This is a genomic window from Bacillus sp. Je.9.29.b, assembly GCF_051129925.1.
GTDB lineage: Bacteria > Bacillota > Bacilli > Bacillales > Bacillaceae > Bacillus > Bacillus safensis.
Window position 1 is genome coordinate 303,469 of record NZ_JBCPSO010000001.1, and the last position, 26,235, is coordinate 329,703.

Here is a 26,235-nt window from a genome sequence, read left to right on the forward strand (position 1 = left end):
TGTGGTGTACAATGATAAAAATTAAATTTTATTACAAATATGTCGATAAAAGGAGGGATATTTAAGATTTGGAGGAATGAAATAATGAAAAAAGGTTTATTCTTAGTGCTTTTGACCATTTTTATGATGGTCACAATTCATCCGTTAAAAGCTCATGCTGATGAAACAAATGGGTGGACGAAGCGAGCGGACTTACCGGAAGAGAGACTTCATTCTAGTTCCGCAGTAGTAGATGGGAAGATTTTTGTTTTTGGGGGAAGTAGTGAAAAGGCATATAGTAATAAAAATACTTACATGTATGATCCTCATAAAAATGAGTGGAGCTCAAAAGCAGATATGCCTAGAAAAAGAACAGATAGTACGGCAGTGGCTATAGGTAAGAAAATATACGTCATTGGAGGTGCATACCGAGAGAGCGAAAATACGATTGATATTTATGATACAGAATCCGATAAATGGTCGGAAAAACCAATCTTAATACCAAGTTCTGCTGTGACAAATGGAGATATTATTGCGACTGAAGAAAACGATAAAATTTATATTCTTGCAACGAATAAAAGTCCTTATCAAGAACATAATTTTTATAGTTATGATACAAAAACGGATAAATGGCAACAATTAAAAATGTTTCCTCAGCAATTTACGGGAATGTCTATGTCAGAAGTTATTAATAATAAAATTTATGTCACAGGCGGGGAAAGAACAGTTAGTAATCACAAAAATGCCCAAGTATATGAATATAGCATTGAAACAAATCAATGGGTACAAACAAAATCACAGTTAAAGTTTTATCAATTAGGGGCTGCATTTACAACATATGAGGGGAAATTGTTTATGGCTGGCGGTCAGTATGACGATGACAGGTCTAGCGTAATCTCACCTTATACACAATATTATGATGTTAAGTCTAATTCTGTGAAAAAAAGTATAAGCAAATTGCCTGAAGCTAGAGTGGGGTCAAGTGCTGTAACACTTGATGATACGATATATATCATAGGTGGAAGAAATTTTCAGGAATATTTTCATTCAAAATCGATTAAAAGTGATTACAAATCAGTGATATCTATTTCATTAAAAGATTTGCAAATTGCTGAAGGTGAAACAAAGCCAGGTGATGGCACAACGGAAGAACCAAAAGATCAGGACGGGACAAAGCCAGGTGACGGTACAACCGAAGAACCAAAAGATCAGGACGGGACAAAGCCAGGTGACGGTACAACCGAAGAACCAAAAGATCAGGACGGGACAAAGCCAGGTGATGGTTCAACTGAAGAACCAAAAGATCAGGACGGGACAAAGCCAGGTGATGGTTCAACTGAAGAACCAAAAGATCAGGACGGGACAAAACCTGGTGATGGTTCAACTGAAGAACCAAAAGATCAGGACGGGACAAAACCTGGTGAAGAAGCAACAAAAGGTATACTTTCAATTACGATCATAAATGGGCTTCAAAAGGATTATTTGCTTTCAATGAAAGAAATCAACGATTTTCTTAACTGGTATAAAGAAAGAAGCTTTGGAATTGGTATGAACTTCTATGAAATCAATGATGAACACAATAAAGGTCCTTTCACAAGTAAGAAGGATTATGTCGTGTACCAAAATATCTTAATGTTTGATATCAAGCAATACTGAAATTCATAAATTGTAAAGCTGCTGATAAGAGATCAGCAGCTTTTATTTTTATAAAATTGTTAAAATTAGGATCAATATCATGAAAAAATACGATATTTTTTAAAAAATCTGCTAAACATCCTATAAACACATCCGATAATAGAATTGTCAGGGTTGATAAGCCCTAGAATAAAGGACTTTTTTCAGACAAGGACGTCTGTCAGGTCCCACATACATGGAGGTAATAGGAAATGAGAATTAACCACAATATCGCAGCACTTAACACATTAAACCGTTTGTCTGCAAACAACGGTGCGAGCCAAAAGAACATGGAGAAACTTTCTTCTGGTCTTAAAATCAACCGTGCAGGAGATGACGCTGCAGGTCTAGCAATCTCTGAAAAAATGCGTGGACAAATTCGCGGATTAGAAATGGCGTCTAAAAACGCACAAGACGGTATCTCTCTTATCCAAACAGCTGAAGGTGCATTGACTGAAACTCATGCGATCCTTCAACGTATGCGTGAACTAACTGTTCAAGCAGGTAACACAGGTACTCAGCAAACTGAGGATTTAACTGCTATTAAAGATGAGATGGATGCACTTGTTGAAGAAATCGATGGAATTTCTAATCGTACTGAATTCAACGGAAAAAAACTATTAGATGGTACTGAAACTACAGGTTTTACTTTCCAAATTGGTGCTAATGCAACTCAAAATATCAATGTTACAATTAGTAGCATGGATGCAACTACTCTAGGCGTAGATACTATTGATGTTGCGGCTACTGGTTTCAGTTTTGACACAGAAATCGCAAAAATCGATACAGCAATTAAAAGTGTATCTTCAGAGCGTTCTAAACTTGGTGCAGTCCAAAACCGTCTAGAGCACACAATCAACAACCTTGGTGCTTCTGGTGAAAACTTAACAGCTGCTGAGTCTCGTATCCGTGACGTTGACATGGCGAAAGAAATGAGTGAGTTCACTAAGAACAACATTCTTTCTCAAGCGTCTCAAGCAATGCTTGCACAAGCGAACCAACAGCCACAAAACGTACTTCAATTACTACGTTAATGACAGGCCCCTTTATGGGGCTTTTTTTTATGCTTTATTCTTCGCGTTTTCTCCAGACTTATGATTCTTAAATCCCTCTGATAAATCATGAAAAATGACCTTTAAATTTGGCATACTCTAGCGAAACGATCATATTGAATGAGACTTATTCCTTATTTATTCCTTTTTTGTTAAACATATTCCATTAAAGTTCGATAAATGGATTGTAAGGCTTACAAAAAAATTCTAATTTAGAACTTTTGGATAAGGACGTCCAATTGGTTCAAACACACGGAGGTCATTTAACATGAGAATTAACCACAATATCGCAGCACTTAACACATTGAACCGTTTGTCTGCCAACAATGGTGCAGGGCAAAAGAACATGGAGAAGCTTTCTTCTGGACTTCGTATCAACCGTGCAGGAGATGACGCAGCAGGTCTTGCGATCTCTGAAAAAATGCGTGGACAAATCCGCGGATTAGAAATGGCGTCTAAAAACGCACAAGATGGCATTTCTCTTATTCAAACTGCTGAAGGTGCATTAACTGAAACACATGCGATTCTTCAACGTATGCGTGAATTAACAGTTCAAGCAGGTAACGTTGGAACTCAACAAACAGAAGATTTAACAGCTATTCAAGAAGAACTCACTGCTTTGGTTGATGAAATTGATGGTATTTCTCAGCGTACAGCATTTAACGGAAAGAATCTGTTGGATGGTAGCGTTGAGGAAGGGTTCCAATTCCAAATCGGAGCGAACATTACGCAAAATATCAACGTAAAGATCGGCAAAATGGACGCTGAAACATTGACTGTCAAAGATATTTCAGTAAATGAAGATGGTTTTGACTTTGACGTCGAAGTAGCGAAAATTGATGAAGCAATCGGCGCTGTATCTAAACAGCGTTCAGCACTTGGTGCAGTCCAAAACCGTCTAGAGCACACAATCAATAACCTTGGTGCTTCTGCTGAAAACTTAACAGCTGCTGAGTCTCGTATTCGTGACGTTGACATGGCGAAAGAAATGAGTGAGTTCACAAAGAACAACATTCTTTCTCAAGCATCTCAAGCAATGCTAGCGCAAGCAAACCAGCAGCCGCAAAACGTACTTCAATTATTACGTTAATGAAAAAGCCCCCTTTAAAGGGGCTTTTTTTTGTTTCAATCGAATGACAGCAAGTGCTTTAGACGGAAGTCAGGAACCGCTTCATGGAAAAAAGCTCGGTTGCCTTCATCGTTCTTTTGATCCCATTGCTTCCACCATTCGGCGGTTTCTCCTGAGGTGTCAGCTTGAATTATGTCGTGCAGCTGTTCTAAGTTGATGATTTCTCTCGGTTCTAATAAAAAAGAATGCATCCGGTGATACGCTTCAAGACGTTTAGGCTGTTTTGTGACAATGGCGTATTGTACGTAGCGATTTAAAAATTCCTGTACGAACGTCAAGTAGGGGATGGTTGTTTCTCCTTTTAACTCGACGCCGTCCCACGCCAAATCAGCAATCGCACAAAGCCACCAGCCAAGTTCACTCGCTTGCTGCATTTGTTGTAATGTGTCCTTTTCAAAAGACAGCCGCTCATTTTTTTGTGCTAGTTTGAGCATACGGTCAAGTGTTTGTGCTTCGAGGGCTGCCTTTGTCATGCCCTGTCCATGAATGGGATCTAACGTACACAAGGCATCGCCCATCACCAATAATCCACTTGGCCAATCCTGCATGTGTTCATAGTGATGTCTTACGCAAGAAGGGACTCTAAATCCTTTTGGTTTTGTAAAGGGCGTTAAATGGGTGATGGCTTCTGCTATCGCGGGATGGGTCAGTGCAGCGGTTTCTGAATCAAATTGAGCATCATCCGTTGTTGGATAATGTGAACCGCCGGCTGCAGAAAGAAGAACAGCCACTAAATCATGATCTACCCGTTCAAACAGCCCTGTTGGGATTTGCTTGTCTGGCTGGCCAACTACGACCATTGATTGCAGGGGTGGGGCCTCTGATGGTATGTGATAATATCTTGTGCTGTAGCCTAGAAACACATGTAACTCATCAGTCTTTGGTAATGTCCATCCAGCGTTTTTCAGCCATTTTGGCAATTTGGACATTCTTCCAGACGTATCGATCACTAAGTCTGCTTTCATTTCATGAATGCTTCCAGGTTTTACTTGCCGGTTCTTCACGATGAGCCCCATGACCTGATTTGTTCCCTCTTTAAACTGAAGAGAGATGGCTTCATGTTTTTCTAAAAACTGCACACGGTCCTCTTTTACAATTCTTTCTATCAGCACCCACTCTAGCATCGCGCGTCTTGTGACGGCGGTTTCTTCTGTATCAGTGAGCGTTAATTCGCCATCTTTTGTGATAAATCGAGAGGTTTGATTCCTTGTATTAAATCCGCCCATTGCCAGTAACTCTTTTGTATAACCAGGGAATAGACGTTCAACGATTTGCTTGCCAAGCGGCAGCATTCTATGTGGATGAAAGGCTTGAGGAGTGCCGAGACGATTCTCAGGAGAGTCTGGCAGTTCATCCTTTTCAATAATTAAGACTTGATGATAATATGTTGATAAAACTTTTGCAGCGAGCATCCCGGTGATTCCTCCGCCAATGACGATTGCCCGCTCATATTTCATGGGTTGTGTCACAACATGCGCCTCCAATGAATACACAAAATGGTTACATGACCATTTCATCATATGTTGATTCATTAATTATAGCAAATATGCGTTTGAATATAGAAAGGAAAAGTACTTCTTTTTACTCGTAATTATGAAGAATTTCTTCTAATCATCATCATTATTTTTAAAAAGTAACTATTAATTTAAGAAGAACGACCGATAAACTATATAAGGGGGTAGAGAAATTGGATATACTACAGAGTATTGTGACAGCAGCACCTTATATGATGCAGATTTTAAAAAACGAAGTGACGATGGGTGTCATTGATCGAGAGAAATTCTTGCTGTATTTGCCATCGAAAGATGTGGATTTTCAAATTCGAGCCGGAGAACTCATTAAGCCAGATGATTTAAATATGAAAAAAGCGCTCAGAGGTGAGACATCAAGTATGTTTGTGCCTGAATCGGTTTACGGAATACCGTTAAATGCAATGGGTCTGCCAATTTTTGATGAAAATCAACAAGTGATCGGCGCACTCGCTTTAGGTTATCCACTTAAAAATCAATTAGAGCTTGAAGCATATATGGAGTCATTAAATGACATCATTCAAAGTATTCAAGAAAAGGTGCATGTGGTGGCGGCACATTCAGAAGAGCTTTCTGCGACAAGTGAGGAAATGACCTTACAAACGCAGCAAACACTTGAAAGCTCGAAAAAAACATCTGATATTACAAAAATGATTAAGGGCATTTCGAAACAAACGAGTTTGCTCGGATTGAATGCGTCAATCGAAGCAGCCAGGGCAGGAAAAGAGGGGGCTGGTTTTAGTGTTGTAGCCAGTGAGGTTCAAAAGCTTTCAAGTGAAACTTCACGTGCAACAGAAAACATTGAAAGCTCACTGCAAGGGATTTCCTCTAATATACATACATTACTTGAGAGTATGGACCATATGAAAGGTTCATCATCAGAGCAGGCTTTACTTGTGACAGAGTTTAGTGAAATTGTGGAACGACTAACGAGCGTAAGTAAAGAAATGAAAGAATTCATGCAGCATGTGATGTCAACGTAAAAAACGAATCCAAGAGGGATTCGTTTTTTTTGATACGCTATTTTCTTTTGTTCCGGTCAAATCGATAATCGTATGTTTCTCCCTTTACCACATTTAAAAACTCATGCCCAATTTGAACAAGCTGTCCATTTTTCCATTTGATGAGAGGGTCTTTATCAGGGTATTTCCAGTAAATCGTTTTCTTTCGGTGGGTGAGTTTGTTTTCAATCTCTGCTCTAACTGCGTTCTCCTTTAGTTTCCCTCCGCTATGTCGATAGGTGTTGATGATATATGTTCCGTCAGGTGATGTCATCGAGCGGATAAAGGTTCCGTGAGATACGCCTTGAAGAGAAAAGCATTTCCAGTAAATGATGCCAGCGAAGCTAAGGATTAAGATGACAAGGGTGATGGTGGTTTTCTTTTTTAACATGAATTCCTCCAGATGTAGATCACAATATTTCTAATTTATGAGAGAGAATGCAAAAAGATTCATATAGTCCAAAAGTTCTATTCATTTCAATTATCGGTCATTTTTTCTCAAAATTCAACAGATAGGCGAAAAGATAAGGAAAATTTAAGGATGTATTAAGTCGATAGGTCATGCGAAATCCCTTTACAAAAGAATTTAAGATCAGTAGACTTATGCTCATATAGAGAAATGGGGAAGATGGAATGACGCAAATCATTGATACATATCAAAGTTATGAAGAGCTTTCCGCTCATGAAAGAGAGGGAATCGACTATCAAATTCTTCACGAGCGGAAAGGTGACCAGCTTTTGGTTTTGTCCCCTCATGCTGGGGGAATTGAATCTGGCGTGAGTGAGCTCATTCATGAAATCGCAAGTGATGATTCTATGTATTTATTTGAAGGCCTTAAAGTGAAAGGCAATCATGTGCTTCATATTACAAGCACACGTTTCAATGAGCCGGTCTGCCTTTCTCTAGTGCATGCCCATCATTACACGTTTGCGCTCCATGGCTACGGGGAAACGGAGGTGCTTCAAACATTAGTGGGCGGGACAGACAGAGAAAAAGCGGCAGAAACAGTGAAACGTTTAACGCTTAATGGATTTCCCGCAGTGCTGCTATCTGAATCTGATCGCTATTCTGGAACACATCCTCACAATATTAATAATCAATGTCTGACCGGAAAAAGTGTACAGCTTGAAATCAGTCAGGCGCAAAGAAGAGCATTCTTTCAAGACTTCAGACGGCGCTATCGCCGTGAAACGCAAAATGAGCAATTTTATCGGTACACAAATGTACTCAAGCAAGTATTAAATCTTTATGGATAAACCCTGTCGCCCTATGCAGAAGAGGCTTACGTTTGATAAACAGCTTCTTTTTCCGCGACCTTCTCGGCTTTCATTAAATAAGATGTAAACTCTTGTTGGAAGCGAATGCCTGCTTTCCGCTGTTCGAACAAGGCCAGCCGCTTTTCAGCGAAAGCCCAGGTGACGTGAAATGTTTGCGCAATGTGCAAAATAGCTTGCTGCCGAAGGTTTGGAAGCTTCATTTGCATCAGCATAAAGGTCGGCACACAAAAGTGATACATGAATTGTTTAGCCTGAAACTCTTGCAGTTCTCGAAAGAGTTTGTGCATCTTGAAATGATTGCCTGCATGCTTCAGTACATGACAAAGCTCGTGGGCAAAATCCTGCCATTGTTCCTCTGACGATAGAGATCTGTTTAATATAATACTGTAAAGACCTTGATGTTTGATCATCATGCTGCCAGTATCCTCATAGTGGACCCATACATGAAATTCAGAAGCGATCCTTTGCATGTCTCTATAAGCAGGACCGCTTATTTGTAATTTGGCATATAACCGCTTAATCTCTTCTTCTAAATGGGTTAAAAAACCAGTCATTTAAAAACCTCCAGGCAAACGTATGTTCTGTTTTTGACGTAAAAGAAAAGTCCATATAGGACTAAATAGCTAATGAAGCTATTACTTACTTTTAATATCGGCTTATTTTTAACAATTTTAACATAAAATCAAGGAAAAATGGAATTAATTCCTGTTTTTTTCTTCATTTTTGCGTTTTCCATTACTAAAAAGAGTGGATTGAATTCAAATTTTACCATAGTCTTATCACTAAAACAAACCCAAATTGTCTTACGAACGCCACCAATTGATGAGAAAGATCAATTCAATTTAGCAAAAGGGAGTGCAGAACATGGTAGAAATTTATCAAGATTTTATTCCAGTTGGAAACGGGAACCGCCCAGGATACGCCATGACACCGATGTATGTGACGGTTCATAACACAGCAAACACGTCAAAGGGAGCGGATGCGAAAAGTCATGCGGCATATGTGAAACGACCAACGACAGAAGTGAGCTGGCACTTTACAGTGGATGATCATGAAATCTTTCAGCATCTGCCGTTAAATGAAAATGGCTGGCATGCAGGGGACGGACATGGAAATGGGAACAGAAAGTCGATCGGCATTGAAATTTGTGAAAATGAAGATGGAAATTTCCAGCAAGCGGTCAAACATGCGCAATGGCTCATTCAAAAGCTGCTGAAAGAACATAACATTCCACTAGCGAATGTGGTCACACATCAGCACTGGTCTGGAAAAGCATGTCCGCGCCTGCTTCTCGCTACGTGGGATGAATTTAAAAAAGGAATTGAAACGGCAGGAGACCCTGAGACGGTCATCACTTATGTCGTCAAAAGCGGGGATACGTTAACGAGTATTGCCAAAGCTCATGACGTCACAGTTCAAGATCTTCAAAAGTGGAATAACATTAGCGACCCGAACAAGATTCAAATTGGACAGGTTCTCAAAATTTATCGAAACGATGGAAAAATGATGTATGAGCTGCCAGATGGGATTTTAAAGGTGACTTCGCCTCTAACGAAGGGAGAGCACGTACGCCTCGTCCAAAAAGCGCTTGCTGCTGTATATTTTTATCCTGATAAATCGGCTGCAGATAAAGGCATCGATGGTGTTTACGGAGAAAAAACGGCGAATGCCGTAGCGCGCTTTCAGCTGGTGAACGGTTTGACAAGTGATGGAATATACGGTCCTAAAACGAAGGAGAAGCTGCTTAAACTGTTAAATCAGTGAGTGTTTCTGTTTGTATGATTGGATGGCTGTTTCACTCTTTTCAATTAATCGCTTAGTATATGGGGACGGCTGATATTCGGCAAACTGAACATATCTCAGTTGTTTGATTTTCTTTTTCATTTTGGCACCTCAATCGTTGCAGCGTATAGTGTATTGTATGCAAGTCTATGTAAAAATGGAATCAGGACGCGGAATTCGTTCCGCGTCCTTTAGTGTAATCATGCCTTTTTGTTTTTATACTCATCCAGAAGCTGTTCATTCTTTTTAAAAATTCGCTCAGTATGGGGGCTTACCTTATAATCGGCCATACTGATATGGCGTTTTTTCTTTAAAATCTTAAAAGGATTTTTCTTAGGATTGTTGTTATCCCCTTGAAGTGCGTGGTCCATCTTCATCACCTTCCTCTTCGTCAGGCAAGATTAGGTCATAAATTGTTGTAAGTGATGTCATTAATAAATAGTCGAACTCCGTGACAATCTCATCGGAGGTGAGCTTAATGACAAAATGAGCATCTGCTACAGAAAATGGGATGAGCACTAAATGACCGAAATCATCGTAATATACTTCCTGCCTGTCAAGCTTCGCCTGAATAAGAGCCCGCTGGTCAAGTGTCCGAAGCAGGTCGTCTTTTTGTTCCTGCATATCGTATGGACAAAGCACCGCTTGAATATTCATCTTGTCGGCAAAAGAATAAATCAGCCGCTCAATTCCCTCTATATATGCCTCTACACTTCCATAATATACATGGATCGGTTCATTTTTCAATAGGTATTGGTACGTTTTTAGTTTATTGAGGTAGGAATGAAGCAGATCGTTATTTTGTTCAAGGAGTTGATGCGTGTCAGTTTCCAGCTCATGATTTCCGAGTTTCTTAATATAGGAGCTAAGAAAGATGAAAGCATCGGTTAATGCGAAAAATACGGCAATGATCAAGTAGTGCATCCAGTCGGTGAAGATAGAAGAAGGGTCATTTGTCCAGTAAACAACAGCACCTGCTACATAAATCCAATACCACGTTTTACGAATGGCAAACATCTTTTCTTTTACTTTTTGTTCAAAGCGCCAAACCGCAAATACATACACAGCCAGAGCACCTAGCAATAACCATACAGTCAATTGAAAAAATAATAGCATGTTCTTCTCTCCCATAGACAGATGAATACTTGTTTATTTCTATGGATATGATTGGAAACCCTGCTTCATGAAAAAATGTCCTGCAGAAGAAGAGTTTTAAGTGTGCGGGCAAATAAAAAAAGACCTGTCTGACAGGTCTTTGATATTAGAGAATCGCATTTAACACAAAGTATATAAGAGCTCCTAGAGTTCCTGAAATCGGTAATGTAATCACCCAAGTGACAAGCATACGTTTTGCCGTACCCCAGTTAACCCCTTTGACTCTGTGTGCAGAACCTACACCTAGAATAGAAGATGAGATAACGTGAGTCGTACTAACAGGTAAGTGAATAAACGTCGCACCGAAGATAATAGCTGCACCCGTTAAGTCGGCAGATACTCCGTTTACTGGACGAATTTTCATAATTTTACCGCCGACTGTTTTGATAATCTTCCAGCCGCCGATAGAAGTACCGAGTCCCATTGCAAGCGCACAAGAGAATTGTACCCAGAAAGGAATGTCGTCTGTTGTATGCAAATTACCAGCAATTAAAGCCATCGTAATAATACCCATCGCTTTTTGCGCATCGTTTGTCCCATGGGTATACGATTGCAGTGCAGCCGTTAAAATTTGAACACGTCGGAATTGTTTATTTGTTTTTGCGAGATTGTTGTTTCTAAATATAATTTTGATAATGGTATATACGATATATCCCAATACGAAAGCTAGGATAGGTGAAAGCAAAAGTGCTTGAATGATTTTAATGAATCCCGAATAGTTTAAAGCGCCAAAACCGGCAGAGGCAATAACCGCACCTGCAATTGATCCGATTAATGCATGTGAAGAACTACTCGGAATCCCGTAATACCAAGTAAGCAAGTTCCATGTGATAGCGGCAATTAAAGCAGCCAAGATCACAACAGAGCCGTTTTGAAGTGTGAATGGATCTGCGATATCTTTTGTAATGGATTTTGCCACACCTGTAAATGTCATTGCTCCTAAGAAGTTCATGAACGCTGCCATGATGATCGCATGTCTAGGCTTTAATGCCTTCGTTGAAACTGAAGTCGCAATGGCATTTGCTGTATCGTGGAACCCGTTAATGAAATCAAAAGCAAGTGCACAAATGACAATAAGTATGGTAAGGATGAGTAATGTGTCCATGTTTAACTAACCCCGTTACGCATTCTTCATAATGATTGTTTCTAGATTGTTGGCAACACTTTGACAGGAATCAGCGATTTCTTCAAGTGTTTCGTAAATTTCTTTGTATTGAATCACTTTAATTGGATCTGTTTCTTTTCCAAACAAGTTCTTTAATGATTTACGATGAAGATTGTCACAATTATGTTCAATCTCTTTAATCTTGATTGCGTGCGGATGAATATCTTTCAAGCGATTTTCAGCTAGTAGATCAATTGTGATTAAAATTTCTTTCGCACACTCTCTGATGTAGTGGCTGAATTTGTCGATATGTTCGTCAGAGCTTGTGATTGAGTAAATTTCTAATGTTGCGGAAAAATGCTCAATTCCATCTAAAACATCATCGAGGCTATTCGTCAATTGAAGAATGTCTTCACGTTCAATCGGTGTAATAAAGGCTTTGTTCAGCTCTTTAATCATGGTATGAACATGATTATCACCTTTTGTCTCATATTCCTTCAATGTGTCAGAAAATTCTTTCAGAGTGGTTTGATTTGTTACTTTATAGCTAACAAAATACTCAGCAGTTTCATCTAAATTTTTAGCAATTTCCGTTAACAAGACGGAAAACTTGTCTTTTTTCCTTTTTAACATGTAAAAACCCTCCATTGTATAAATGAGACAATGCACACATCAAATAATTATATATTCTTTTGTCGAAAAAAAACAGGTGTAGTCGAAAATTTCTTCACTTTTTCTATTTGATCTTATTCTGACCTAAAGATGTGATCTCAACTCACCTTTTTCTAAAAGGGGAAAAGCAACGAAAAAAGCGGGCCATATTTGGCGCCGCTTAAAGGCTAAGAAGCTGAATGAATCAGCTTAAACCGTTCACAAACAAGAAGCATATCCTCTTTGAATTCTAAACCGTATGATTGGAGTGCTTCTGTGAAAAATTCTTTATGTTCTCTGTACCAATAGTCATAAGATAAGTCGCCTTCACCCTCTGCTTGTGCAAATGATACGGGGACTTCATTCATTGGCATGATATCTACATGTGTAATTTCAATGATGGCTTTTGGCTCTTCCTGGCTGTCCAAAATGACCGCATATTGTCCGGGTTGTGGAAGCGGCTCTTGTTCCTTTTCATAAAAAAGGTGTCCAGAACAAGTGGCTGTTTTTTTTCCTTGCTTTACAAGATCAAGCAAATGATCTGGATCTGAGCCGAATGCCCACGCCGAAACAAACGCATCAGCAGGTGCTTTTTCTGATTTCTCTTTCCAATAGTCTTCCCAAAATAATCTGCTTTTGTTGTTCAATGTTTTTCCCCCTCTTTGTTGTGTTTATTATACCTTGAAGCTGAATCGTTGGAAATGCTGTGTCTTTATTCCTAATGAGTGAGTGCGTCATATGTTTTGAAAAACAATGTTTGATTTGGGAAATGTAGGATGATAGGATGAAAATTTTTGAAATTTTAGAATAATCTATTGTATTCTGGTCAAGAAGTCGGTAAGGTCAAAGTAAGAATATGGAAGGGGTGTTGTTCATGAAACGCATTTCTCTAACTGTTTTGTCCATATGTCTGTTTGTTTTCTCGTTTTTTCTGCCTGTCAGCCAAGTCAATGCGAACGAATCTCATGGGAGTAAAGTAGCTGTTGGTAAAGATGGCATGGTGGCTACTGCTCACCCACTGGCATCAGAAGTAGGTGCTGATGTATTGAAGAAAGGTGGAAACGCAGTGGATGCTGCTGTTGCCATCCAGTACGCACTGAATGTGACAGAGCCAATGATGTCTGGAATTGGCGGCGGTGGTTTTATGATGGTTTATGATGGAAAGACAAAAGAAACATCCATCATCAATAGTAGAGAACGAGCACCACAGGGCGCAACACCTGACATGTTTTTAACGGATGAGGGAAAAGTCATCCCATTTGCTGAGCGGTCCGCACACGGTAATGCGGTTGGTGTTCCAGGGACAGTAAAAGGTCTCGAAGCAGCATTAGATAAGTGGGGAACCCGTTCGATGAAGGAATTGATTGAGCCTTCCATTCAGCTTGCAGAGGATGGATTTGAAATCGATTCTGTTCTAGCAAAAGCCATTGAAGATCATCAAGAAAAGCTGAAAAAAACGGCTGCAGCGCCAATCTTTCTTCCAGATGATCAGCCGCTCAAAGAAGGCGATCTGCTTGTACAGCCAAGTCTTGCGAAAACATTTAAGCTCATTGCAAAAAAAGGAAGCAAAGCATTTTATGAAGGAAAAGTAGCAAAAGCACTTGCAAATACAGTCCAAGATTTTGGCGGAACGATGACAACTGATGACCTTGGTCGTTATGAGGTCAAGACTGACAAGCCTATCTGGGGGGACTATAAAGGATACCAGCTTGCAAGTATGCCTCCACCAAGCTCAGGCGGTGTGTTTATGCTGCAAATGCTCAAAATACTAGATCACTTCAATCTATCACAATATGACCCCAAATCGTTCGAAAAATATCAGCTGCTAGCTGAAACAATGCATCTCTCCTATGCTGACCGTGCTGCATATGCAGGCGACCCCGAATTCGTAGATGTTCCACTAAAAGGACTACTAGACGATGATTACATTTCAAAAAGAGCTTCTCTCATTCAATTAGATCAAATGAACAAAAACCCGAAAGAAGGAGATCCATGGGCGTATGAGGATGAAAAAAATCCATCCCCAATTGTCCCGCAGCCAGAAGATAAAACCATTGGCGAGACCACTCATTTTACTGTTGCCGATCAGTGGGGAAATGTCGTGTCATTTACAACAACCATTGAACAGTTATTTGGTACAGGAATCCTTGTTCCGGAATATGGCTTTTTCTTAAATAATGAACTAACAGATTTTGACGCAAGACCAGGCGGAGCAAATGAAGTCCAGCCGAATAAGCGTCCATTATCCAGTATGACCCCGACCATCATATTCAAAGATAACGAGCCGGTCATGACTGTGGGCTCACCTGGAGGAACGACCATTATTGCTTCTGTTTCACAAACGATCCTAAACTTGCTTGAATACGACATGGAGCTGCAAGATGCGGTGGAAGAGCCGCGGATTTATACAAACAGTACAACTTCTTACCGTTACGAAGTAGGTGTTCCCCTTGATGTGAGAACGAAGCTAAATGACATGGGTCACCGTTTTGGCAGTTCACCTATTGATATAGGAAATGTGCAAGCCTTACTCATTGATCGGAAAGCAGGGACATTTACAGGAGTAGCTGACTCCTCGAGAAATGGAACCGCTGTTGGTGTCAATTTAAAGCTATCTGCTGATTAAAAACCATTTCCCGGGAAAAGAAGCGCCTCTTCAAGATGGCGTTTCTTTTTTTGTTTAAATGAAAAAACATAGTTGACACCTGTGAATAGTTTGAATAATATATAGACTAACATCAATCATACATAGCTGATCGGACAACCGAAGGCTCTTGGCAATTTGAAGTACAGAACTGTGATGTATTTCAGGTGGCTAAGGGTCTTTTTTTGCGTATGAAACGGCAAGGTTGGTGTCACTATTTTTGATAACGGGGGAGCGGGATAACATGAAAAAGTGGAAATGGGTCTGGGTCGTGACCATTATATTAGTCTTGGCTGTGACGAGTACTGCATGCTCAAACGCAAACGAAGCTTCAAAGCAAAAGGGAAAGGTTGAGCTGTTAAATGTTTCGTATGATCCTACACGTGAATTGTATCAGGAATACAATCAAGCCTTTCAGACGTATTGGAAAGACAAAACAGGTGAGGATGTCACGATCAAGCAGTCTCATGGTGGATCAGGAAAGCAGGGAAGATCGATTATTGATGGACTCGAGGCAGATGTGGCAACACTGGCTTTAGGGTATGACATTGATGCGATTGCAGATCGCGGACTGCTTTCGAAAGATTGGCAAAAAGAATTTCCAAATCAGTCAACACCGTATACATCGACTATTGTGTTTCTTGTGAAGAAAGGGAATCCCAAAAATATTAAAGATTGGGACGATTTGATCCGGCCAGGTGTATCCATCATTACGCCAAATCCGAAAACGTCCGGCGGTGCGAGATGGAATTACTTAGCTGCATGGGCCTACGCCGATAAAACATTTCATGGGAATGAAGAAAAAACAAAGGGTTTTGTCAAAAAGCTATATGAACATGTCGAAGTCCTTGATTCAGGTGCACGCGGAGCCACAACGACCTTTGTTGAACGCGGACTTGGGGATGTGTTAATTGCATGGGAGAATGAAGCCTATTTAACGCAGCACGAACTAGGCAAAGACAAATTTGAAATTGTCACCCCATCAATTAGTATTCTAGCGGAGCCGCCTGTTGCGGTCGTTGATCAAAATGTGAAACGTAAAGGAACAGAGAAAGTGGCGAAGGCTTATTTAGATTATTTATATTCTAAAAAAGGGCAGGAAATTGCGGCGAAAAACTATTATCGCCCTAGAAATCAAGAAGTCTTAAACAAATATAAAGACCAGTTTAAAAAGATTGATATGGTGACGATTGATCAAGCGTTTGGCGGGTGGAGAAAGGCGCAGAAAAGATTTTTTGATGATGGCGGCTTATTTGATCAAATATACATCAGACAAAAATAGGGGGCGATGTGATGAAGAAAGCACATGCAGCCGCCAATAAAAGAAAACGTATATTGCCTGGGTTTGGGCTGAGCCTTGGGGTGACGCTCGTTTATGTGAGTGCGATTGTCGTCATTCCTTTATCCATGGTATTTATTTGGACGGCTTCATTAGGAGCAGAGGGGATTTGGAAGGTTTTTACCGATGCAAGAGTATTGAAGTCGCTTCAGTTGACCGTGACGACTTCCTTTGCAGCTGCTCTCATCAATGCAGGGTTTGGTGTACTGATTGCCTGGGTTCTCGCCAGGTACACATTTCCTGGAAAGAAAATCTTAGATGCTCTCATTGATTTGCCTTTTGCTCTCCCAACAGCTGTTGCGGGTATTGCCCTCACCACCCTTTATTCTCCTAATGGATGGATTGGTCAATTTCTGCATATAAAGGTGGCGTACACACCGATTGGGATTATTTTGGCACTGATTTTTATTGGTATTCCATTCGTTATCCGAACCGTTCAGCCTGTGATAGAGGGGCTGCAGCAGGAAGTGGAAGAGGCTGCGGCGATTCTTGGTGCGACAAGGAGACAGACCTTTTTTCACATACTGCTGCCGGCCTTGTTTCCTGCGGTGATGACTGGATTTTCACTTGCGTTTGCAAGAGCGCTAGGTGAATATGGCTCTGTTGTGTTTATTGCTGGAAATATTCCGTTTAAAACAGAAATTACACCGCTGATGATCATGTCCAAGCTTGAACAATATGATTATCATGGTGCAGCAGCGATTGCATGCTTGATGCTGCTTCTTTCATTTTTCATCCTGTTATTGATTCACGGCATTCAGTGGTATGTTGAGCGGAAAAAACAAGTATACGTGAGGTGAAACCATTGGAGAGAGAGCTTAGTCATCGGCACCATGTTCAGTATAAAAGTCCTGTAACCGAATCAAAAGCGGTGAAAATCCTATTGATTACGGTCGTGTATGCTTTTTTGATTTTATTTTTACTCATACCGCTGATCGCCGTGTTTTCAAAGGCATTTGAGAAAGGGTGGGGTTCATACCTTCTGGCCATCTCACATCCAGATACACTCGCGGCGATCAAATTGACCGTTTTCATTGTCGTCGTCACCTTGCCGCTTCAAATGATCTTTGGGGTGAGTGCTGCATGGCTTATCACAAAATTTAATTTCCGCGGAAAACGTTTGTTAACGACTGTGATTGATCTCCCGTTTGCTGTTTCGCCTGTGATTGCTGGACTTGTATTTGTGCTTTTATTTGGTTCAAACGGGCTTTTAGGACCTTGGCTTATGACGAATGGATGGAAAGTCATTTATTCTGTACCAGGCATGATCCTAGCTACCATATTCGTTACATTTCCGTTTATTGCTAGAGAATTAATCCCATTTATGCAGCATGAAGGCATTCATGAGGAGGAAGCATCGCTCACACTTGGTGCAAACGGATGGAAGACTTTTTTCTTTGTGACACTGCCGAATATCAAATGGGCTCTTTTTTACGGTGTTATTTTAGCCGGGGCAAGAGCGATTGGTGAATTTGGTGCCGTGTCGGTTGTATCAGGTCATATTCGAGGGATGACCAATACGATGCCGCTTCATATCGAAATTTTATACAATGAGTACCAATTTCAAGCCGCTTTTGCTGTGGCGTCTCTCATGGCGTTTGTGGCAGTCATTACTTTAATCATTAAGCAAATCATTCAGCAGAGGGATCATCGGCTTGGCAAGCGGTCAACATAAATGGAGGGATCGGTCTTGGGAATTACCGCAAAACAAATATCAAAACAATTTGGTCAGACAAAGGTTTTGCAAAACGTGGATTTATCGATAAGAAATGGGGAATTGATCTCTTTATTAGGACCGTCTGGCTCTGGAAAGACGACGTTATTAAGAATCATTGCAGGTCTTGATTACGCCAATAACGGGCAGATTTTATTCGGAGATCAGGATTACACACACATTCCAGTACGAAAACGGCAGATCGGTTTTGTGTTTCAGCAATATGCGCTTTTTCGAAATATGACGGTTTTTGATAATGTGGCATATGGACTGAAAATTAAACCTAGAGGAGAAAGACTGCCTAAAAAAGACATCAAAGAGCGGGTACATGAGCTTTTAGAGGTTGTTCAGCTTACGCAGTATGAGCAGCGGTATCCAGATCAGCTGTCAGGCGGGCAAAAGCAGCGTGTAGCACTGGCGCGCGCACTTGCCGTTCAGCCGAAGGCACTCCTGTTGGATGAACCCTTTGGCGCACTTGATACAAAGGTGAGGAAAGAATTAAGGCATTGGCTGAAAAAAGTCCATCGTGACTTTCAAATGACCACCATTTTTGTGACACATGATCAAGAAGAAGCATTCGATATTGCTGATCGTGTTGTGGTGATGAATGAAGGAAGAATCGAAAAAATTGGTACAAAGGAAGAAATGGCAGTACAGACAGACAATCTATTTGTATCTGAATTTTTAGATATAGGAAGCCACATTTAACAAGCAGTATAGAAGGTTAGAAGGAAGAGACGCAGTGATCACTGCGTCTTTTTTTATTTAAATTTCCCTAGGGACATTGACTTATAATTTTGAATATTATAATATCTTTACAAAGGTAACAGTATTGAACATTTTTCAGAACGCATAATTGTAAGCGTTTTATAAAAGGTTCTATTCTAAAATGTTCTTTCTTTTTGTTACATGTGTTCATATTTATATCAAATGAAAGGGGTGGTTGTTTGAACAGCTTGTTTGAGTTAGATGAACAACTGATTAAGCTGCAGTTCGAAGCATCTTCGAGAGAGGAGGTGACCACATATTTAGCAGGGCGGTTAGAAGCTGGAGGGTACATTAAATCGAGCTTTTTACCAGCAGTGCTTGAAAGAGAAAAAACATATCCTACAGGCCTTCCACTTGCAGCCTTTGGGGTAGCGATTCCGCATACAGATCCTGAGCATGTGAACAAACCGGCGATTAGTGTAGCTACTTTAAAGGAACCTGTTATTTTTCATAAGATGGGAAGCCCTGATGAAACAGTGCAAGCCAAAATTGTGTTTGTCCTAGCAATCTCTGAGCCTAGCAAACAGCTTGTGATGCTTGAGAAGCTGATGACACTTTTTAGAAAAGAAGAAGTGATGACGAAGCTCTCTTATATGACATCTTATGAAGAAGCGGTTGACGTGCTTCAGCAAGAACTAAACCAATAGCCATTCACGAAAATATGTAAGCGCTTTATCTGAAAAATTCAGGAGGTGGATGTATGATCAAGCAAGCCGTCGATTTTATATTAGACCTTGGACCAACTATTATGCTCCCGATTATTATGACGCTTTTCGGTATGATTTTAAGGCAGGGCTTTAAGAAATCCTTCAGGGCCGGTATTACGATCGGAATTGGATTTGTCGGTGTTAATCTTGTCATTAATTTGCTCGTGAGCGGTCTAGGGCCAGCAGCAAAAGCCATGGTTAATTCCCTTGGGCTAAAGCTCGATATTTTGGATGTTGGATGGCCGATTGGAGCTGCCATATCCTTTGGTACACCCGTTGCCCCGCTCATGATTCCTCTTGTGCTTTTACTAAATGTCATCTTATTGTCCGTGAACTTTACGAAAACGCTGAATGTGGATATTTGGAACTTCTGGCATTTGATTTTCGCAGCCTCTGTTACTTACTACGCTTATCATAATATGTTCTTGGCTCTTGCTGTTGGCTTGATTGTCTCTGCGATCACGCTAAAATTAGCCGATTGGACGGCGCCGACAATTGAACACCATTTCGGATTAAAAGGCGTATCGATGGCTCATGCTGAAACGGTCAACTTCGCCCCGCTGATGTATGCGTCCAACCGCATCATTGATAAGATCCCTGGTTTAAACAAAATTCATGCTGATCCAGAAACATTGAAGAAACGCTTTGGCATCTTTGGTGAACCGCTTGTGATGGGTCTCATACTTGGTATCATTATTGGTCTTCTCGGCGGCTATGATGCAAAAGGCGTGATGACGCTCGGTATTCAAATGGCGGCAGTTCTTGTCTTAATGCCAAGAATGGTTGCGTTATTAATGGAAGGACTCATTCCAATCTCTGAGGGCGCTCGTTCTTATATTCAAAAGCGTTTCCCAGGGAAAAATGTCTATATTGGTTTAGATACAGCGATTGTAATTGGTCATCCAGCGAATATGGCGGTAGCCCTTTTAATGGTGCCGATTACGATTTTGCTCGCAGTTGTTCTCCCTTACAATGGCATGCTCCCGTTTGCTGACTTATCGGTTCTGCCATTTACAGTTGTCTGGGCAGTAGCAGCCGCTCGTGGAAATATTATTCGCGGCCTTATTAACAGTATTTTTACATTAATGATTGTCTTCTTTATCGCAACGAACCTTGCTCCGCTTGCGACAACAATGGGGAAAGCAGTCGGCTTTGATTTCCCAGAAGGGGCAAACATGATTTCAGGTATTGACCTTGGTTCTCACGTCATTCCTTGGATCATGGTGAGACTTCTTGATCCGAGCAACCCTTACTTTATTGCAGCCATCATCTGTGCTCTGGCTTATGGGCTTCTATGGTACTGGGTGCGAAATGATATTAAAAAGCAGTATGCAAAAGAAATGGGCTTAGATCAGAAAGAACAATAAATGAGCTGGAGGGATTCTAATGGCGAAGAAAATATTAGTATCATGCGGAACGGCAGTTGCAACATCAACGGTTGTCGCTAAAAAGGTAGAAGAGACGTTAAAGGAAAAAGGATATGATGTCGTGGTGGAACAGTGTAAGGCATCTGAAGTCCCGCAAAAAGCAGAGGGTGCTGATTTAATCGTGACAACAACGCCTGTAAGTGATACAAAAGGGACGCCTGTGATTCAAACATTATCCTTTTTAACTGGATTTGGTATTGAAGATGATATCGAGAAAATCATCGATCATATCAAGTAGAAGACTATTTCAAGGAGGAGCTTTCGGGCTCCTTCTAGTGATCTGAAGGAGGAAGTCTTATGCAGCATCACGCTTATAGCCGAACGTCTGCAGTGTTGTCTATTTTTCTTCCGGCTGTGCTCATTTGTCTGTTTTTTCTCTGGTCTCTTTATACGTTATGGTCAGCAGGACCTGAGCCGTTAGCTGTGTTAGGCGTTTATACACTGCCTATTCTCATGCTTTCTAGTATCACAGGACTGAACCAGCCGACAAGCGTCATCATTAGTGAAGATCAACTGAAGATAGGGGCTTTTGGCAGATGGCACACATATGCAGTTTCTGATATTAAAGGAAAGCTATTTTTAAAGCCTTATCCTCATATCGGGAAAGTCTATGTCAGGGTGGGTCCATCTCGTATATTCGGAGGGCGTTACTGGATATCCAGTGAGATGAGTGAGTACAAGCAGCTTGTTCAAACGTTGCAGGATTTTGCGAAGGGTGATGAAAAGGAGGATGCCGCTACATGAAATCAGCTGTCTTTTATTCTTCAGAGGACATTCGGTATGAGGAGCGGAACCGGCCAGTCATCGGTGATGATGAAGTTTTGTTAAAGCTGCGAGCCTGCGGCTTATGTGGAACGGATATTTACAAAGCAACACATGAGACAGTACCTCCTGGGACAGTACTGGGGCATGAAATCGCTGGTGATATTGTCGAGACCGGCAAGCACGTGACAAATGTCCAAACGGGAGACAGGGTCTATGTGGCACATCATGTGCCTTGTTTTACCTGTGACTTTTGTCAAAAGGGTTTTTATACGATGTGTCCGCAGTTTACAGCCACAAATGTAGAGCCGGGCGGGTTTTCAGAATATATCCGTGTACCTGCTTTGCATGTCAAGCACACGATGGGCAAGCTTCCAAAAGACGTATCGTATGAGCAAGGGGCGATGGTAGAACCGGTTGCCTGCTGCCTGCACGGGTTTGAACGAGCTCCTGTTCACCCAGGAGATTCCGTTTTGATCCTTGGAGCGGGGCAAATTGGCTGTATTCAATTGCAGCTCGCCAAATATTATTTGGCTGGGAAAGTGATGATAACAGACGTGAATGAGAACAGACTGCTGCAAGCGAGGAGTTTAGGTGCAGACGTCTCCTTTCATCCAGCAGCCGAGCCGGTGGAAAACCGGGTGATGAAAGAAACAGATGGAAAGGGAGCAGACCTCGTCATTATTTCTGTTGGGAGCAGTGCGCTTTTAAAAGAGGCGTTTCAGGCTGTAGCGCGAGGCGGGACGATTTTGGTGTTTGCTCATTTTCCAAAGGGAGATGTGCCCATTCCTGCTGAACGATTTTTTAATGATGAAGTGAAGGTAGTAGGAGCCTATTCCTCGCATCCATATCATTATCGTGAAGCCCTTGAGCTTTTGAAAGCAAAAGTGGTCAACACTGAAAAGATGGTGACGCATCGTTATCCGTTAAGCCAGCTGCTTCAGGCGATAGAATGTGCGAGGCATCCTGAGGGTGAGAGCGTCAAAATCATGATGTATCCAGATGAATGAGTGTAGGAGATTAAAAGAGAAAGAGAAGTTCTTTGGAAAAGGGCTTTGCCTTTCTCTTTTTTTCTGACAAAAGATGAAAACGCTTAAAAATGAGAGAGAAATGCTTGACTTCGATGACACTTAAACGTATGATGATTACAAATGTAACACATAAGAACAAATGTAAAGGGGAGAGAAGAAATGCAAAAACAAATCACTTTGCCTGAACAGATTAGTCATGAGAAATTAGCAGATTTATATAAACAAATGTGGTTAGTGAGATATTTTGATGAAAAGGTCGATCAATTTTTTGCAAAAGGACTTATCCATGGCACCACTCATTTATGTGTTGGACAGGAAGCATCCGCTGTTGGATCGATTGCCGTATTAAAAGATAAAGATAAGATCGTCAGCACACACAGGGGACACGGTCACTGTATTGCAAAAGGGGCCGAGGTCAATAAAATGATGGCTGAATTGTTTGGACGTGAAACCGGCTATTGTAAAGGAAAAGGCGGCTCCATGCATATTGCGGACTTAGAAAAAGGAAATCTTGGGGCAAATGGAATTGTTGGCGGCGGTATCCCGCTGGCAACAGGTGCAGCGCTCACATCTAAAATGAAGCAGGAAGGCTTTGTTGTTCTTTGTTTCTTCGGAGATGGTGCCACAAATGAAGGCAGCTTCCATGAAGCATTAAACCTTGCATCCATTTGGGATTTACCGGTTGTGTTTATTTGTGAAAACAACCAGTACGGCATGTCTGGCCCTGTGAAAGAAATGATCAACATTGAAGACATTTCAACAAGAGCAGAAAGCTACGGAATGCCAGGAAAAACGGTTGATGGAAATGACATGGTCGAAATTATGAACACAGTTGATGAAGCAGTCAGCCGTGCGAGAGCGGGAGAAGGCCCATCACTCATTGAAATGAAAACATACCGCTGGAAGGGTCACTCTAAGAGTGATGCGAAAAAATATCGTACACGTGAAGAAGAGACAGAATGGAGACAAAAAGACGGAATCAAACGCTTTAAGTCTCTCTTGATTGAACTGAATGTTTTGACAGAAGAGCAGGCGGCAAGCTTACAGGAAGAAGCAAAGCAGGAAATTGAAGCGTCTGTCGAATTCGCCAAAAACAGTAAAGAACCGTCAATTGACACACTATTAGAGGATGTATACGCCTAATTAGGAGGGGAATCACGTGACAAAAACAACAGTGAGAGAGATTTCATATTTAGAAGCCGTTCGAGAGGCAATGAGTCAGGAAATGAGAGAAAACCAAGATGTCTTCATTTTAGGTGAAGATATCGGCGTATATGGAGGTGCTTTTGGTGTCACGCGCGGCATGATTGAAGAATTCGGGCCAGAGCGCGTTCGCAATACACCTATCTCAGAGGCTGCCATCGCAGGTGGGGCAGTCGGAGCGGCTTTAACTGGTATGCGTCCGATTTTAGAACTTCAATTCTCTGACTTTATTACAATTGCAATGGATCAGCTTGTGAACCAAGCAGCCAAAACACGATACATGTTTGGCGGAAAAGGAAAGGTGCCGCTTGTCGTAAGAACACCAGCAGGATCAGGAACGGGTGCAGCGGCGCAGCACTCCCAAAGCTTAGAAGCGTGGATGGCGCATATTCCAGGACTTAAAGTGGTTCAGCCTTCAACAGCCTATGATGCAAAAGGACTTTTAAAAGCGGCGATGGATGATGACAACCCTGTCATTTTCTACGAGCACAAGCTTTTATATAAAACAATCGGTGAAGTGCCTGAAGAGCAATATTCCATTCCTCTAGGGAAAGCAGATGTGAAAAGAAGCGGGAAAGACGTCACGATTGTAGCAACAGCGATAATGGTACACAAAGCGTTAGAAGCGGCGAAGGAACTAGAAGCTGAGGGAATCGATGTTGAAATCATTGACCCAAGAACACTCGTCCCATTAGATGAAGAAACGATTATCGAATCTGTGAAGAAAACAGGTAAATGTATCGTCGTTCATGAAGCGGTAAAACGAGGCGGCTATGGCGGAGAGATTGCAAGTATGATAGCGGAAAGTGAAGCCTTTGACTACTTAGATGCTCCAATTAAACGACTTGGCGGTCTTGCGGTCCCAATACCATACAACCCGACGCTAGAAAAAGCGGTCATTCCACAAGTGCCAGATATTATTGAAGCAGCAAAAGAGCTTGTGCGCTCTTAAGTAAAGGGGAGAAGATCATGCCAAAAGAGATATTTATGCCGAAGCTGAGCAGTACGATGGAAGTCGGCACCTTGCTTCAATGGTTTAAAGAAGAAGGAGATTCGGTTGAAATCGGTGAGCCTCTTTTTGAAATTATGACAGACAAGATCAATATTGAGGTGGAAGCCTATGATGATGGTATTTTTCTAAAGAAATATTATGAAGCCGATGATCAAATTCCAGTCAATGCTGTCATTGGATACATCGGAGAGGCAAATGAACAGGTGCCAAGCGAACCGCCAGCACAATCAGATGAAGATTCACCAGGCAGTAGCGAATCGTCCTCATCAGACGCGGCTTCTTCCAGTTCTGCTGAAGCCCCAAAAACACCTAATGAAAAAGTACGTGCCACACCTGCGGCGAGAAAAACGGCAAAGGATCATCATGTAGCGATTCATGAGGTATCTGGCACAGGACCTAATGGCAGAATTCAAAAGCGGGACGTCGAGGCGGCCGTCCACTCTAGTGAGAAAGAGCAGCGCGTGTCACCGCTTGCAGAAAAAGTGGCTGCTCGTGAAGGAATCGATTTAGCGAATGTTGCTGGATCTGGTGCACACGGGAAAATTATGAAGAGTGATGTAACGGCAGCAGCTGTACAAACAGCAGAGTCTTCTCCAGTGAAAACACAAAAACTAGCTGGTATGAGAAAAGTGATCGCTGATCGCATGTCACAAAGTGCCTTTACAGCACCGCATGTGACATTAACAAGTGAAATCGATATGACAAAAGCGAAAGAAATACGCAAACAGCTATTGCCAGCGATTGAAAAAGAGACAGGCTACAGACTGTCGTTTACAGAAATTATCATTCATGCGGTCAGCAACGTACTCACGCGCCACCCGCAGATCAATATGACGTTTGAACAAAATGAGCTCCATTTCCATGATGATGTGCACATTGGTCTCGCTGTCGCTGTAAAAGATGGCTTAATGGTTCCAGTCATTTCTCATGCGAACCAAAAAGGGTTAAAACAGCTGACAAAAGAGGCGAAAGAAATCGGCCGAAGCGCACGTGACCAAAAACTGCTGCCAGACCAGCTGAAAGGGTCCACTTTTACCATTAGTAACTTAGGGGTGTATGCCATTGATACCTTTACCCCGATTATTAATCAGCCGGAAGTGGCGATCTTAGGGGTTGGGCGCATTCAAGAAAAAGCTGTTGTAGTAGATGGAGAAATTCAGGTGCGGCCGATGATGGGCGTTAGTTTATCGTTTGATCACCGAGTAGTAGATGGCGCACCAGCGGCTGCCTTTTTAACAGATCTTAAAAAAGTGCTTGAACAACCATTTGAATTGCTAATGTAGGAGATGAATC

General features: G+C 41.5%; 28 protein-coding genes. 19 read left to right on the plus strand and 9 right to left on the minus strand.

The window, feature by feature from the left end; translation table 11 throughout:
* The first annotated feature begins 84 nt into the window (after window positions 1-84).
* From AAZR19_RS01605 to hag (AAZR19_RS01615), 3 genes are all read left to right on the plus strand, one after another.
* Window positions 85-1,635: a Kelch repeat-containing protein gene (locus AAZR19_RS01605; protein ID WP_434702131.1), complete on the plus strand. Its 1,551-nt coding sequence runs from the start codon at window positions 85-87 to the stop codon at window positions 1,633-1,635.
* 230 nt (window positions 1,636-1,865) lie between these two features.
* Window positions 1,866-2,687 carry a flagellin Hag gene (gene hag, locus AAZR19_RS01610; protein ID WP_041105913.1) on the plus strand — a complete coding sequence of 274 codons (822 nt, stop codon included), beginning with the start codon at window positions 1,866-1,868 and terminating at the stop codon, window positions 2,685-2,687.
* A 286-nt stretch (window positions 2,688-2,973) separates the two neighbouring features.
* Window positions 2,974-3,795, plus strand: coding sequence for a flagellin Hag (hag, locus tag AAZR19_RS01615; protein ID WP_041105914.1), 822 nt, complete (start codon window positions 2,974-2,976; stop codon window positions 3,793-3,795).
* Window positions 3,796-3,830: 35 nt separating this feature from the next.
* Here hag (AAZR19_RS01615) and AAZR19_RS01620 read toward each other — a convergent pair whose 3' ends face one another.
* Window positions 3,831-5,303 (minus strand): NAD(P)/FAD-dependent oxidoreductase, encoded by a 1,473-nt coding sequence (locus AAZR19_RS01620; RefSeq protein WP_087975568.1) that lies wholly within the window; start codon window positions 5,301-5,303, stop codon window positions 3,831-3,833.
* A 218-nt stretch (window positions 5,304-5,521) separates the two neighbouring features.
* Between AAZR19_RS01620 and AAZR19_RS01625 the strand changes: the two genes are divergently transcribed.
* Window positions 5,522-6,346: a methyl-accepting chemotaxis protein gene (locus AAZR19_RS01625; RefSeq protein WP_041105915.1), complete on the plus strand. Its 825-nt coding sequence runs from the start codon at window positions 5,522-5,524 to the stop codon at window positions 6,344-6,346.
* 37 nt (window positions 6,347-6,383) lie between these two features.
* Here AAZR19_RS01625 and AAZR19_RS01630 read toward each other — a convergent pair whose 3' ends face one another.
* The gene (locus AAZR19_RS01630) at window positions 6,384-6,755 is read right to left on the minus strand and encodes a DUF5412 domain-containing protein (RefSeq protein WP_041105917.1); all 372 of its coding nucleotides are present in this window, start codon (window positions 6,753-6,755) and stop codon (window positions 6,384-6,386) included.
* A gap of 242 nt (window positions 6,756-6,997) precedes the next feature.
* On the opposite strand from AAZR19_RS01630, the gene AAZR19_RS01635 reads away from it, so the two are divergent.
* The gene (locus AAZR19_RS01635) at window positions 6,998-7,621 is read left to right on the plus strand and encodes a poly-gamma-glutamate hydrolase family protein (RefSeq protein WP_024424964.1); all 624 of its coding nucleotides are present in this window, start codon (window positions 6,998-7,000) and stop codon (window positions 7,619-7,621) included.
* Between the two features lie 26 nt (window positions 7,622-7,647).
* Here the strand turns inward: AAZR19_RS01635 and AAZR19_RS01640 are convergent, their stop codons facing one another.
* A complete protein-coding gene (locus tag AAZR19_RS01640; protein ID WP_024424963.1) occupies window positions 7,648-8,196 on the minus strand; it encodes an ImmA/IrrE family metallo-endopeptidase in 549 nt (182 codons plus the stop codon).
* Window positions 8,197-8,506: 310 nt separating this feature from the next.
* Between AAZR19_RS01640 and AAZR19_RS01645 the strand changes: the two genes are divergently transcribed.
* Window positions 8,507-9,406 (plus strand): N-acetylmuramoyl-L-alanine amidase, encoded by a 900-nt coding sequence (locus AAZR19_RS01645; RefSeq protein ID WP_075622854.1) that lies wholly within the window; start codon window positions 8,507-8,509, stop codon window positions 9,404-9,406.
* Here AAZR19_RS01645 and AAZR19_RS01650 read toward each other — a convergent pair.
* The 6 genes from AAZR19_RS01650 to AAZR19_RS01675 form a co-directional block, all read right to left on the minus strand.
* The gene (locus AAZR19_RS01650) at window positions 9,395-9,526 is read right to left on the minus strand and encodes a type II toxin-antitoxin system SpoIISB family antitoxin (RefSeq protein WP_120207232.1); all 132 of its coding nucleotides are present in this window, start codon (window positions 9,524-9,526) and stop codon (window positions 9,395-9,397) included. The two genes, AAZR19_RS01645 and AAZR19_RS01650, sit on opposite strands and share 12 nt — an antisense overlap.
* A gap of 98 nt (window positions 9,527-9,624) precedes the next feature.
* Entirely contained in the window at window positions 9,625-9,795 is a 171-nt protein-coding gene (locus tag AAZR19_RS01655) for a type II toxin-antitoxin system SpoIISB family antitoxin (RefSeq protein ID WP_024424961.1), read from the minus strand.
* Complete coding sequence (locus AAZR19_RS01660) at window positions 9,770-10,540, minus strand: type II toxin-antitoxin system SpoIISA family toxin (RefSeq protein ID WP_024424960.1); 771 nt, start codon at window positions 10,538-10,540, stop codon at window positions 9,770-9,772. The genes AAZR19_RS01655 and AAZR19_RS01660 overlap by 26 nt, the downstream gene beginning before the upstream one ends.
* A gap of 145 nt (window positions 10,541-10,685) precedes the next feature.
* Complete coding sequence (locus AAZR19_RS01665) at window positions 10,686-11,684, minus strand: inorganic phosphate transporter (protein ID WP_017359158.1); 999 nt, start codon at window positions 11,682-11,684, stop codon at window positions 10,686-10,688.
* A 15-nt stretch (window positions 11,685-11,699) separates the two neighbouring features.
* Window positions 11,700-12,317 carry a DUF47 domain-containing protein gene (locus tag AAZR19_RS01670; protein WP_024426775.1) on the minus strand — a complete coding sequence of 206 codons (618 nt, stop codon included), beginning with the start codon at window positions 12,315-12,317 and terminating at the stop codon, window positions 11,700-11,702.
* A gap of 206 nt (window positions 12,318-12,523) precedes the next feature.
* The gene (locus AAZR19_RS01675; protein WP_041105925.1) at window positions 12,524-12,982 is read right to left on the minus strand and encodes an ASCH domain-containing protein; all 459 of its coding nucleotides are present in this window, start codon (window positions 12,980-12,982) and stop codon (window positions 12,524-12,526) included.
* Window positions 12,983-13,209: 227 nt separating this feature from the next.
* Here AAZR19_RS01675 and ggt point away from each other — a divergent pair, with 227 nt between their 5' ends.
* The 13 genes from ggt (at window position 13,210) to AAZR19_RS01740 (ending at window position 26,225) form a co-directional block, all read left to right on the plus strand.
* Window positions 13,210-14,961 (plus strand): gamma-glutamyltransferase, encoded by a 1,752-nt coding sequence (gene ggt, locus AAZR19_RS01680; protein ID WP_434702138.1) that lies wholly within the window; start codon window positions 13,210-13,212, stop codon window positions 14,959-14,961.
* A 262-nt stretch (window positions 14,962-15,223) separates the two neighbouring features.
* Window positions 15,224-16,261 carry a sulfate ABC transporter substrate-binding protein gene (locus AAZR19_RS01685; RefSeq protein ID WP_076840905.1) on the plus strand — a complete coding sequence of 346 codons (1,038 nt, stop codon included), beginning with the start codon at window positions 15,224-15,226 and terminating at the stop codon, window positions 16,259-16,261.
* 11 nt (window positions 16,262-16,272) lie between these two features.
* Window positions 16,273-17,118 (plus strand): sulfate ABC transporter permease subunit CysT, encoded by an 846-nt coding sequence (gene cysT / locus AAZR19_RS01690; protein WP_041116359.1) that lies wholly within the window; start codon window positions 16,273-16,275, stop codon window positions 17,116-17,118.
* A 5-nt stretch (window positions 17,119-17,123) separates the two neighbouring features.
* Complete coding sequence (cysW, locus tag AAZR19_RS01695) at window positions 17,124-17,993, plus strand: sulfate ABC transporter permease subunit CysW (protein ID WP_076840906.1); 870 nt, start codon at window positions 17,124-17,126, stop codon at window positions 17,991-17,993.
* 15 nt (window positions 17,994-18,008) lie between these two features.
* Entirely contained in the window at window positions 18,009-18,740 is a 732-nt protein-coding gene (locus tag AAZR19_RS01700) for a sulfate/molybdate ABC transporter ATP-binding protein (protein ID WP_052462925.1), read from the plus strand.
* Between the two features lie 239 nt (window positions 18,741-18,979).
* Window positions 18,980-19,447, plus strand: coding sequence for a PTS sugar transporter subunit IIA (locus AAZR19_RS01705; RefSeq protein ID WP_041105930.1), 468 nt, complete (start codon window positions 18,980-18,982; stop codon window positions 19,445-19,447).
* A 53-nt stretch (window positions 19,448-19,500) separates the two neighbouring features.
* Window positions 19,501-20,874, plus strand: a complete 1,374-nt coding sequence (locus AAZR19_RS01710) for a PTS galactitol transporter subunit IIC (RefSeq protein WP_041105932.1) — start codon at window positions 19,501-19,503, stop codon at window positions 20,872-20,874.
* 19 nt (window positions 20,875-20,893) lie between these two features.
* The gene (locus tag AAZR19_RS01715; protein WP_003212259.1) at window positions 20,894-21,172 is read left to right on the plus strand and encodes a PTS sugar transporter subunit IIB; all 279 of its coding nucleotides are present in this window, start codon (window positions 20,894-20,896) and stop codon (window positions 21,170-21,172) included.
* A gap of 59 nt (window positions 21,173-21,231) precedes the next feature.
* Window positions 21,232-21,678, plus strand: a complete 447-nt coding sequence (locus AAZR19_RS01720; RefSeq protein ID WP_076840909.1) for a hypothetical protein — start codon at window positions 21,232-21,234, stop codon at window positions 21,676-21,678.
* Window positions 21,675-22,706, plus strand: coding sequence for an alcohol dehydrogenase catalytic domain-containing protein (locus tag AAZR19_RS01725; protein WP_087975563.1), 1,032 nt, complete (start codon window positions 21,675-21,677; stop codon window positions 22,704-22,706). The genes AAZR19_RS01720 and AAZR19_RS01725 overlap by 4 nt, the downstream gene beginning before the upstream one ends.
* 180 nt (window positions 22,707-22,886) lie before the next feature.
* Window positions 22,887-23,870 carry a pyruvate dehydrogenase (acetyl-transferring) E1 component subunit alpha gene (gene pdhA / locus AAZR19_RS01730; RefSeq protein ID WP_039177954.1) on the plus strand — a complete coding sequence of 328 codons (984 nt, stop codon included), beginning with the start codon at window positions 22,887-22,889 and terminating at the stop codon, window positions 23,868-23,870.
* Between the two features lie 31 nt (window positions 23,871-23,901).
* On the plus strand, window positions 23,902-24,882 hold the full coding sequence (locus AAZR19_RS01735) for an alpha-ketoacid dehydrogenase subunit beta (protein WP_034281944.1): 981 nt from the start codon (window positions 23,902-23,904) through the stop codon (window positions 24,880-24,882).
* A gap of 17 nt (window positions 24,883-24,899) precedes the next feature.
* Window positions 24,900-26,225 (plus strand): dihydrolipoamide acetyltransferase family protein, encoded by a 1,326-nt coding sequence (locus tag AAZR19_RS01740; protein WP_087975562.1) that lies wholly within the window; start codon window positions 24,900-24,902, stop codon window positions 26,223-26,225.
* Window positions 26,226-26,235 lie beyond the last annotated feature (10 nt).